This window comes from Thermocoleostomius sinensis A174 (assembly GCF_026802175.1).
Taxonomy (GTDB): Bacteria; Cyanobacteriota; Cyanobacteriia; order Elainellales; family Elainellaceae; genus Thermocoleostomius; species Thermocoleostomius sinensis.
The window spans coordinates 335482-346359 of the sequence record NZ_CP113797.1 but is presented as its reverse complement, the minus strand read 5'-3'; the positions used below and the strand labels follow the sequence as shown (position 1 = coordinate 346359).

The following is a 10878-nucleotide window of genomic DNA, read 5'->3' as shown; positions in this document are numbered from 1 at the left end:
AAAAACCGTTCCAGGGTACACGCCAAGCGTTAACTCAACCAGAAACTAAGCTAAAGAGTTGATTTCATGATGATTTGCACAGCTTTGAATATGGCTGTCGGGCATCACCTCAGGATTCAGCGGTTCGTGCTCTACCACAAACACGTTAGAGTAGAGATTGGCAACTACCAACTTGCCCTGCTGCGTCAGTTCCAAGTAGCGCAGCCCGTCTTTCACGTAGGGATAGACTCCATTCCAATAAAACTTGGGATAGTTCTTGCGCAAATCGCCTGGGTGGCGATAGCCCAGCGCTTTGTTGACGCCTGTCTCTTCAAACTCGTAATAGAGTGCTCCAATTTTTTTCAAGTAGCGTGGATCACTCAGTTGCCCAATTAGGTCAGAGGCTCGAATTAAGCCGGGAAAATTCATCGTATCTTGGTGATCTTCCGCATTGGGAACCGGGAACCGCGTTAGCTCGATGTTACGCTTAATCCGTTCCGCATCAATGAGATTGTGTCCGCCAAACCGTTCTTCTACAAAAAGCTTAGCCCGATCGACATGAAACGGCGTCAGGCTGGCATCTGAGGCTCCGGGTGGCAGATGAATCATTTCGCCATTCCCCTTGTCATACCAACCATTGCGATCGCGACGACAAACACCCTTTACATAGCCAATATCATGGCAAACCAATGAAATGATGAAATGTAGCCAATCTTCACAGGAAACGCCGCCTTCACGAATGTGCTTGCCACGTAGAATTTCCTGACCGACTAACGTGACCAAAATTGTGTGTTCAACATTATGGTACAGTGCATCGCTGTTGGCAATGTTCTCCAATGCCATGGAGCCGACCCAGCCAATGATATCTTCATAGTCGTGCTTCCAACCGCCATAGGTGCGATGGTAGCCTTCCTTCAACTTTTTAACGAAGTCATCAATGAGTAGTTCCGTCGCATTAAACATCCTGGGTCCCCGTGTTGAAAGAATGGCGCATTCGTGCCCATTTTTAATCAAGAATGCCCATCCGTTAGTCACCCTATCTCACCATCAATCTTTAATTTGTGAGGTAAGGCAACAGAAGGGCACAGTTTTGTCACAAGGTTTAACAGTTACTCTGACAGTTACTCTATTGACTGTAGCGCGTCTTTTGAGTATCTGTGACGTTGTGAACCTGTTTATTTGGGAAGGTAGACGGTGGAACCCTGTTTATTTGGGAAGTAGGGAGATGCCCCCCCGTTTAACATGATGTGAAGTCCCTTGGCGCCAATGACTGTCTCACCCGTTCAACAATGCGCTATGTTTAAATGCACGCGGGTGTAGTTTAGTGGTAGAACGACAGGTTCCCATCCTGTCAGCGAGGGTTCGATTCCCTTCACCCGCTTAAAAGCAGCGCTCAAATTGGTGTGATAGAGGCAGACCGATTTAGAGCATTGCTGAGCGCAGATAGGAATTGCCCGCATCCCAAACTCTTCTCCCTAGGAGAAGGGAGCTAGGACTCTTGTTTCCTCTGCTTTGGGAGAGGGCTAGGGTGAGGACTGCAAGCATCTCCAGCCCGAGAATCATACTTCGGTTCAGCAACGCCCGATTTAGATGTCATTGCATAGCTGACGCTCTGCCTGTAACTTGAATGAAAAGACGAAGAAAAACATGAAGTTCTCAACAGAACTTTGTACCGCTGACTTATGGTTCACCATCAACAAATCATCAAAGTTCAAACTAGCGGCAAGTCCCTCCACAAAATCACATCGAAGGTGACAGCCGTTGTTGCGGATTCTGGCATTCAAACGGGCTTATGTACGCTGTTTCTACGCCATACCTCTGCCAGTTTAATCATTCAAGAAAACGCCGATCCGGATGTGTTAACTGATTTGTCCAACTTCTTGTCTAAGCTGGTACCAGAAGGCGATCGTTATATTCACAGCACTGAAGGGCCCGATGATATGCCGGCCCATATTCGCACGGTTTTGACGCACACCTCCGAACAGATTCCGATTGTTCAAGGTCGGCTAGCGTTGGGGACGTGGCAAGGTATCTATATTTGGGAGCATCGCCAACATCGCCATGTCCGGGAGCTTGTGGTCCATGTCATGGGCGACTAGCAGCATCCAGGTTGTAACGAACAAATTAAGATTAGGAGCGGCGAATATTTAGACAGCACCAGTCCTGTTTGCGCCAGAGGGTAGCCATTGTCCAACCGTGCTGCTCTAGAGTTTGAACAATCGGACTAACTTGATCGACTAAAATACCGCTGAGGACACCCCACGTTGTTGGTTTAGCAATTTCGCCCATTTTGGGAATCAATTGCAGGATGACATCGGCCAAGATGTTGCAAACGATGCCATCTACCGGGGTAGATAGAGTCTGAATTAGCCAATCCAGACTCCCTTCTGCCACTATCAACCGCTCGCGTTCAACTTGATTCATCTCGCGATTGCGAGTTGTAGAGAGCACGGCTAGTGGATCAACATCAACGGCATAGACACGTTTAGCTCCCAGCAGCAGGGCCCCAATCGAGAGAATCCCAGAGCCGCAGCCAATATCGGCAATCACGACCTCAGAACCTGCCTCAGCATTAGAGTTATCTAAACGCATCTCTAACGCTTCTAGACAAAGCTGGGTAGTGGCGTGGGCCCCGGTGCCGAAGGCAACCCCAGGATCAAGCTTGAGGAGGAGACGATCGGTTTGCGGTGGAGGGAGCCAAGCCGGATTAATCAAGAAGCGATCGCCAATTTCCTGGGGGTGCCAGTGATCTTTCCAACTGCTGGCCCAGTCCTCTTCCTCAATTAAGCTCCAGGTCACGATCGGCGCAGAAAAGCCAGTACTAATTGCATCCTGTCGTAGTAATGATGCTAGCGCCGTCAAGTCTTGCGGTTGGGTCCTCATCTGCGGTAAGTAAGACTTGATCCAGTACCGATCGGGCGTGGTCTCGCTAGCCGACCCTCGGCAACCAAAATCATCCAATCGCCAGAAGACTAACTCTTCCATGATTGGCTCGCAGACAACTTGAATTTCCCACCAGCTATTGGTCATTAGTTTAAGGGTTGGGGTTAGGGGTTAGGAAATTCAGGCAAAAGGTGAGTAAATTTTTTCCTTTTTCCGGTTACCTTGATAGTCCATCCTTCGTCCCTCTGCTTTCTGCCTTGCTAATTCTCTGGCAACGTCACGGTATAGGCGTCGCGAATACCATTGACTTTGGTAATTTCCGACAAAATGCCATCAGGAATGGGATCATCAAGGCTCAGCACCATGACTGCATCACCCCGCACCAGCTTACGACCGACTTGCATACTGGCGATGTTGACGTTGAAGCTGCCCAAAAGCGAGCCAATCTTTCCGATGATGCCGGGCATGTCTCGGTGCAAGGTAAACAACATGTAGCGGCTGGGGGGCACGTTGATGGGAAACTCATCGATGCTGGTGATGCGAATTTCATTATCGCCCAGCAATGCACCAGTAACAGAGTGAGTTCCTAAGGGGCCGGTCGCTGACAGTAACAGCGAGCCAGTATAGTCTTTCACGGTGGCATCGCGGGTTTCTACAACGTGTATGCCTCGTTCTTTGGCTTCAATATTGGCATTGACATAGTTAACACGTTCTTGCAAGGCATGGGAGAGCAATCCTTTCAAGGCGGCAATGACGATCGGCTGACTCTCATTAGTAGCCAAATCTCCTTGCAGTTTGATATGGAACGATTCAATGCGTCCTCCTGCCAACTGACTGACAAAATTTCCCAAGGTTTCTGCGAGCAGCAGATACGGACGCAGTTTTTCCATCAAGTCGGGGCGTAATCCAGGAATGTTAACAGCCGATCGGGCCGGCAGCCCCAACAGCACATCACGAATTTGTTCGGCCACATCGATCGCCACATTCACCTGAGCTTCTTCGGTAGAGGCTCCCAAGTGGGGAGTAAGAATCAACTGCTTGCCCAGCGATCGAAGTGAGGACTCTGCCTGCAACGGTTCTTGTTCATAGACATCCAGAGCGGCTCCAGCAATCTTACCCTGCTTGAGCGCCTCAACCAGCGCTTCTTCATCAATGATGCCGCCTCTCGCACAGTTAATAATGCGAGTGGTGGGTTTCATCTTGTTCAACGCCTCCGCATTGATCAAGTGATAGGTTTCTGGCGTTTTGGGCATGTGCAGGGTTATGTAATCGGCTTCTTGAAACAAAAAATCAAGTTCCACAAGCTGACAGCCCAACTGCTCGGCTCGTTCCATCGACAGATAGGGATCATAAGCCAACAACCGCATTCCCATTGCGCGGGCAATGCTGGCTACATGCGAGCCAATTTTGCCGAGGCCCACAATTCCCAGCGTTTTTTTGTAAACTTCCACCCCTGTAAAGCTCTTGCGATCCCACTGTCCACCCTTAACTGACTGATTGGCATCTGGAATATAGCGCGAAAGCGACAACATCATGGCCACAGCATGTTCAGCCGCTGCCACAGTGTTCCCCTCTGGAGAATTGACAACCAAAACGCCGCGTCGTGTAGCCGTTGGCACATCTACATTATCGACTCCAACCCCGGCTCGCCCAATAATTTTAAGCTGATTACCGGCCTCAATCACCTCTTTAGTGACGCGGGTTCCGGAACGAATCATCAGCGCATCGTAATCTGAAATAATTTGCAATAATTCTTCAGGAGGTAGATTTGTTTTAACATCGACCTGGGCAACTTGAGAGAGGATATCAATTCCAACTTGGTCGATCGGATCGGAAACAAGAACCTTTGGCATGATTCGCGGGTGGTCTCAGTGAAAGAACAGACGCCCTGGCCTTCAAACTGGTTTTAGCAGGGTTTTCCACAACAGGTCATTCTACTGCAAAGGTGCAGCCACAAACCTCTATGTTGGAAAGATTTTGGCTTTTGCCAGCCCTTGTATTTTTGCGCGACTAGAAAAATCACCCAGCCAGTCGATTGCAGCAGGTTATTAATTAATCTTTGATTTTAATAGAAACCTCTTAAGGTACATTTTTGTTGACGTATTGTTTAAGATTCAACGGTTTATTGATACCGAATGCAGCATTGTTCTCAAAACTCGCTAAAGTTGGTGCACAACTTACAAAATAACGACGTTGTCATTGTGAAAGCCTGAGCTAAATGCCGCTCGATCGTTTGCCAACGTTGCTATTCAATCAGTATCCTGCTAAAGGGTTAGATTTTCGGTGAGCTTTTTTGGTGTGAGAGATTAACGCTATGTCATCCTCAAGTCCTCTGGTTGCTGTCGGCATTACTACAATTGTCTTCTTGGGAACAGCCGTTCCGGCTCAGTCTTATCAAGCTGAGGCAGATGCCGCAAATCAAACATCGAATAATGCTGTAGAGAAAGCATCTTCGCCCCGATCGCATCACCGGCAACCCTCATCGCTTCGATCGACCAATCAATCCGCTTCCGCAGAAACCATCCGTGAGGTGAATTGGACTCATACCCCCCCCACTGAACCCTCCGAAGAGCCAGTAGCTAAGCCTCGGCAAGCCGTTGCAACTCCTTTGATTAAACTCTTCATCGGGACCTCTGAATCAGGGACGGCAGTTCCTCTAACGGCTCAAGTCACCTCCGAAGATGAGTTGCAAGAATCGGATGGCGAAGCCCCTGCTGCCCCCTTGGAAGAGCCGACGGAAGAATCCGAACCGCCCGCTTTGCCAAGGGTTGATCCGTCTAATACGATCGATCCACCTGGACAACCAGAAACACTAACTCCAGAAACACCAACTCCAGAAACACTGCCCAGAGACACTCCCAGCGAACCGGAAGTGGAACCGCCAGTCGCCCCCGTCGCTCCAATAGATTCGACTGATTCGGTTGATTCTCCCGATCCCAGTCTCGATCAGCCAGCAGATCGTTTAGAAGATCGGGAGGACCCTGCCCCTCTGCCAGACCCTGAACCTTTTCCAGAGACCCCAGAGTTGGAACCTTCTGCTCCCGCTCCTACAGACCTAGATGAGGCAGTGGAGGAAGAATCAGAAGATTTGGAAACCGAGGAGATTGAAGCGATCGAAGATGACAATCTGATACAACCGAGCGATCCACGCGGGGCAACACCTGACTATCTCAATCCCGATGCCAACCCGCTTTCCTTCCCCACCACCCCCGAAGAAGTGGAACTGGTGGGGACTCAACCCCTCACTCTAGAGCAGGCGATCGAATTGGGCATTCGCAATAGTGCTGATTTGCAAGCTGTGCGGTTGGAGCTAGAACAGCAACGAGCGGCCCTCCGAGAAGCAGAAGCCGCCAACTATCCTACTGTGTCTGCTGGCGTTGAGTCTGAATACGGAGCCAGCGAATCTGTTAATCCAGTTCGAGAAAATCCTTTAGACCCAAATTCAGATACACGTGTTGAAACTCCTGTATCTCGCTCCCTAGTTTTAGGAGGTGCTCTGACGGTTGAGTACTCCCTCTACACCTCTGGACGCCGATCGGCAGCGATTCAAGCCGCAGAGCGTCGGGTACGGCTACAAGAACTACAGATCGAGAGCGAAACAGAAGATTTGATCCTTCAGATCACCCGAGATTATTACGATCTGCAAGAAGCCGACGAAGAAGTGCAAATCTTCCGAGCGTCTCTAGAAGAGGCCGAGCGTAGCCTTCGAGATGCCGAAGCGCTAGAACGAGCCGGAGTTGGAACTCGCTTTGATGTGCTGCAAGCGCAAGTAGATGTGGCCAATGCTCTGCAAAACCTGCGCAATCAGGAAAGTGATCAAGAAATTGCCCGTCGTCAGTTGGCCGAACGGTTAAACCTGAATCAAACCATCACCCTCGCCGCTGCCGATCCGATCGAAATTGCAGGTGAGTGGGAACTAGACTTAGAAGAAACGATCGTAGCGGCCTATCGTAACCGAGCCGAACTAGAACAGCTACTGGTGCAGCGAGAAATTGGGGAACGCAACCGCCGAGAGGCTTTAGCCGCACTTGGACCCCAAGTCACAGTGTCTACTCGTTATGCCTTAACCAATACGCTGGCAACTGACCCTGACTCGCCTCAGGAAGATGCTGGATTTCTCTCTAATTTCACGGCTACGCTTGGGGTCAGTGTACCCCTCTATGATGGCGGGGCTGCTCGATCGCGAGCTAGACAAGCCGAAGCTGCTATTGCTATTGCTGAAACCAATTTTGCTAACCAACGTGACCAAATTCGCTTTCAGGTCGAGCAAGCCTATTCACAGCTAAATTCTAACTTTGAGAATATTCAAACCACAGACTTAGCCGTACAACAGGCGATCGAAGCCCTGCGGCTGGCCCGATTGCGGTTCCAAGCAGGGGTAGGAACTCAGACCGATGTGTTGCAAGCTCAGACGGCGTTAACCCAAGCTCGGTTCAACAATTTGCAGGCAATTCTCAATTACAACCGCGCCCTCGCCACTCTACGCCGTCAAGTGAGCAACTTCCCTGACGGAGAGTTGAATGAAGTACCGTAGGAGGAAGCAGGGATAAAGACTGAAGGCTAACGGGTGAAATGCTGGATTCCTAGATTCATCTGCGCCGACTTCACCGACCTCAATGTTCCGATCGATCGAGGAACAAATCGGCTTTGCACAATAGATCGATCGCCTGTTCAGCACTGATCAATCGTTTTAAAACCACTTGTCCAATGCTGCGCGTCTGTGGACTAGCTAGTTCCGGTGCGATCGGCTTTACTTCCACCATCAACACGGCATCTTCAACCCGATATAGCCACAATTTTTCGTTGTTTTCAAAAATGCACAGGTTGGTCTGCTCAATTTGCGGTTTGCGTCGCCAAGCGGCTTCGTTCCAAAGACCTCCAAACTCCCAAACGCGACCAACCGTCCATCCATCTGACAGAAAAAAGTACTTCACAGAACTTTCTACGCTACTTTAAGAACGTCTAGCCCATTATGCCTTTCCAGCGTCATCTTCAGATAACTCTCGTGTGAAGTTAAATCCTGCATGAAGTTGCTGCAACTCAAGCAAACAATTCAGCAGAAAGGAATGGCACCTTATCATTCAAAACTAGGCAAAGGGGAGATGTGGCAGAATAGATCTATGGCGATTATCGTTGCAACCTTTTACAAATTCGTTAAGCTGCTAGACTGTGCTGAAAAACGGCAGCCATTATTATTACAGTGTCAACAGCAGGAAATTCGAGGCACCATTTTGCTAGCGAACGAAGGCATCAATGGCACAATCGCCGGAGCGCGAAATGGAGTTGATGCAGTGTTGACCTACCTGCGGACTGATCCGCGCTTGGCAGATTTAGATCATAAAGAATCCACTGCCGAAACCATGCCGTTCGATCGCATGAAGGTGCGGCTGAAGCAAGAAATCGTCACCTTGGGGCAGCCTCATGTTGATCCCACCGAACGAGTTGGAACCTATGTTGATCCTCAAGACTGGAATCGGCTGATCTCTGATCCCGATGTCGTTGTGATCGATACTCGCAACCGGTATGAAATCAGCATTGGCACATTCCAAGGCGCAGAAAATCCTCAAACAGCCTCTTTTCGAGAGTTTCCTGCCTATGTGCAAGCGCATCTAGATCCAACTCAGCACAAAAAAATTGCCATGTTTTGCACAGGTGGCATTCGCTGCGAAAAAGCCTCTTCGTTTCTGTTATCCCAAGGATTTCAAGAGGTATATCACCTCAAGGGCGGTATCCTGAAGTATCTCGAAGAAATTCCGGCTGCGGATAGTCTTTGGCAAGGTGAGTGTTTTGTCTTCGATCAACGGGTTGCGGTTCAACATGGGCTAGAGCCAGGGCATTATGACATGTGCTATGGCTGTGGTCATCCCATTTCAGAATCTGATCAACAATCCCCTCAGTATCAAGCAGGCATTTGCTGCCCTCATTGCTTCAATCGCCATACTGCTACTACCCAATCTGCATAATTGGTGTGGCTGATCGGATGTGCCGATCGTCGATTGTTTCCAGATTTGCAACCAATCCAAATGTCAAATTCCAGCCGCTTATACTCAAACCCAAGGGGGTGCTTTCTCCAGGGCTTAAATCAACCTAAAAGGTGAAGCGTCATTCGGTTTTCTACCATAAATTAAAAGTATGGTTCCCGTTCAAGCTGGTTTTCTAACCGCGCCACACTGTGTTGCAACGAGTAAATTCCAGTCAAGTTCAACGCAATAGAGCACAAAATGTTAGCCGATTGACTGGTTAGTGATTCAACGAATGTAGGGGTTTAGAAACCCAATGAATTGAAAGCAGCGAGCCATGCAATTGCCCTGCAAGTTGCGGAAATAGTAGCGATCGTAGTGTATCCCTAAAGCAGTGTTTGTTCACCGTAACGGTTGATGACAGCGGCATTGCAGAAGTTCAAGGGAGGTTAGTATATGAGATTTCAAGCATTAATGATTTTATCAGCAACCCTAACTTTGCTGCCGACTGTACTTGGTGATGCCGTGCAAGCAGAAAATCCAGCCCATGTGCAGCAACTATTAGAAACGCGTGTTTGTGTCAATTGCGATTTAGCGGGTGCAGATTTAAGCGGCGAGCATTTGATTGGGGTGGACTTAAGGGGCGCCAACTTGAGTGGAGCTAACTTAATAGCTACTAATCTTGAAGGAGCCGACTTGACTGGTGCAAATTTGCAAGGAGCCAATTTAACAGAAGCTTTCCTGACCAATGCCGTTTTGAATGAGGCAAATCTAAATGGCATTGATCTGACCCGTGCTCGCATGTACCATGCACAGGTTCAAGGGGCTTCTATGAACAACATTACGCTAACCGATGCAGAGGTATACGGCACAGGTATTAGCGTGGGTGGAGAATAAAACGGTGGCAAATAACATCACGGGTGGTTAGGATAGTAACAATGGAATCCTGCGCTTTTGCATGGGTGCTGCCAATGTAAAGCAGCAGTGTTTGCCAGGGTGTGTTTCTTATCATCGATCGCAGAGTTTAACCGTCAGGCATCTGCTAAAAATTCTGCTTAAAAAGCAATTTTAGCCGGTAATATTTTCTACAGGAAAACTAAATCCGGATTTTGCTCTTGAAGGCAAGAAAATTCATCTACCTACAGTAGAATTGCTAGTTAGTGGTAAGGTTGAGCCTAGTGAGCAGCCTAGTTCTCTAAACAAGGTATGCGTTCTAAGCTCTGCTCCAAGCGATTATGCAGCTTACTCCACCGCCGTTTGGCACAGCAAAGTAAACTGTCTAGGTGTGGCTTTGGTCAGCCTGTGACCTCTAGATCTTCTTTTACCTTAATATCTGGAGTGGCGTTGCTCCATGCACGATCGCTATACACCCCGTGACCCTCGTGAAACCTCTCTGATTCAATCTGCTCCTTTTTTCAAAGGGCTGACTGAAGACGTCATTGAACAAGCCACTGCCCATGTCGTGATTCGGAATCATCCGGCCAATCAGGTGATTTTACTGGAAAATGACTGGGGCACCTCGGTGTATTTTATTTTAGAAGGATGGGTCAAAATTCGAACTTACAACATTGATGGCAAGGAAGTTACCCTAAACATTTTGGGCAAAGGGGAGTTGTTCGGTGAAATGGCTCCGTTAGACGAAGTTCCTCGATCGACTGATGTGATTACCTTGGTTCCCACCGTGATTGGCAACATGCCAGCCCAAGATTTTGTGCAACTGTTGAATACAGAACCGCAAGCAGGCATCCGCTTAGCTCAATTAATGGCCCGCCGGTTGCGCCAAGTGAATCGCCGGTTGCGATTGCGGGAGTCGGACAGCGTTTCTCGAGTAGCAGATATTCTGCTATTTCTGGCTGATGGACAAGGGAAACAAGCCGATCAGGGCATCGAAATTCCCAATTTGCCTCATCGTGAACTCAGCAGCTTAAGCGGATTGGCCCGTGAAACGGTGACGCGGGTGCTAAGCAAGTTGGAGAAAAAAGGCTTGATTCAACGCGATCGCGACAGTTTGTGCATTCCCGATGTAGATGCCCTAGAGCGAATGCTGGTTTAAAAA

9 protein-coding genes and 1 tRNA gene are annotated in these 10878 nt (G+C 48.9%); 6 read left to right on the top strand and 4 right to left on the bottom strand.

Going from position 1 to position 10878, the window contains the following annotated elements; genetic code table 11:
* Nucleotides 1–45: 45 nt before the first annotated feature.
* Entirely contained in the window at nucleotides 46–942 is an 897-nt protein-coding gene (locus tag OXH18_RS01435; RefSeq protein ID WP_268610648.1) for an Npun_R2479 family HD domain-containing metalloprotein, read from the bottom strand.
* 347 nt (nucleotides 943–1289) lie between these two features.
* Here OXH18_RS01435 and OXH18_RS01430 point away from each other — a divergent pair.
* Nucleotides 1290–1360, top strand: a tRNA-Gly gene (locus tag OXH18_RS01430).
* 301 nt (nucleotides 1361–1661) lie between these two features.
* On the top strand, nucleotides 1662–2078 hold the full coding sequence (locus OXH18_RS01425) for a secondary thiamine-phosphate synthase enzyme YjbQ (RefSeq protein WP_268610647.1): 417 nt from the start codon (nucleotides 1662–1664) through the stop codon (nucleotides 2076–2078).
* A 31-nt stretch (nucleotides 2079–2109) separates the two neighbouring features.
* Here OXH18_RS01425 and prmA read toward each other — a convergent pair whose 3' ends face one another.
* Both prmA and serA read right to left on the bottom strand, forming a co-directional pair.
* The gene (prmA, locus tag OXH18_RS01420; RefSeq protein WP_268610646.1) at nucleotides 2110–3009 is read right to left on the bottom strand and encodes a 50S ribosomal protein L11 methyltransferase; all 900 of its coding nucleotides are present in this window, start codon (nucleotides 3007–3009) and stop codon (nucleotides 2110–2112) included.
* 113 nt (nucleotides 3010–3122) lie between these two features.
* Nucleotides 3123–4715: a phosphoglycerate dehydrogenase gene (gene serA, locus OXH18_RS01415; protein ID WP_268610645.1), complete on the bottom strand. Its 1593-nt coding sequence runs from the start codon at nucleotides 4713–4715 to the stop codon at nucleotides 3123–3125.
* A 461-nt stretch (nucleotides 4716–5176) separates the two neighbouring features.
* Here serA and OXH18_RS01410 point away from each other — a divergent pair, with 461 nt between their 5' ends.
* Nucleotides 5177–7396, top strand: a complete 2220-nt coding sequence (locus OXH18_RS01410; protein WP_268610644.1) for a TolC family protein — start codon at nucleotides 5177–5179, stop codon at nucleotides 7394–7396.
* A gap of 79 nt (nucleotides 7397–7475) precedes the next feature.
* Here the strand turns inward: OXH18_RS01410 and OXH18_RS01405 are convergent, their stop codons facing one another.
* The gene (locus OXH18_RS01405) at nucleotides 7476–7796 is read right to left on the bottom strand and encodes a hypothetical protein (RefSeq protein WP_268610643.1); all 321 of its coding nucleotides are present in this window, start codon (nucleotides 7794–7796) and stop codon (nucleotides 7476–7478) included.
* 186 nt (nucleotides 7797–7982) lie between these two features.
* Between OXH18_RS01405 and trhO the strand changes: the two genes are divergently transcribed.
* From trhO to OXH18_RS01390, 3 genes are all read left to right on the top strand, one after another.
* Entirely contained in the window at nucleotides 7983–8825 is an 843-nt protein-coding gene (trhO, locus tag OXH18_RS01400; protein ID WP_268610642.1) for an oxygen-dependent tRNA uridine(34) hydroxylase TrhO, read from the top strand.
* A gap of 453 nt (nucleotides 8826–9278) precedes the next feature.
* Nucleotides 9279–9719, top strand: coding sequence for a pentapeptide repeat-containing protein (locus tag OXH18_RS01395; protein WP_290428434.1), 441 nt, complete (start codon nucleotides 9279–9281; stop codon nucleotides 9717–9719).
* 454 nt (nucleotides 9720–10173) lie between these two features.
* Nucleotides 10174–10875: a Crp/Fnr family transcriptional regulator gene (locus OXH18_RS01390; RefSeq protein ID WP_268610641.1), complete on the top strand. Its 702-nt coding sequence runs from the start codon at nucleotides 10174–10176 to the stop codon at nucleotides 10873–10875.
* The last annotated feature ends 3 nt before the right edge of the window (nucleotides 10876–10878 follow it).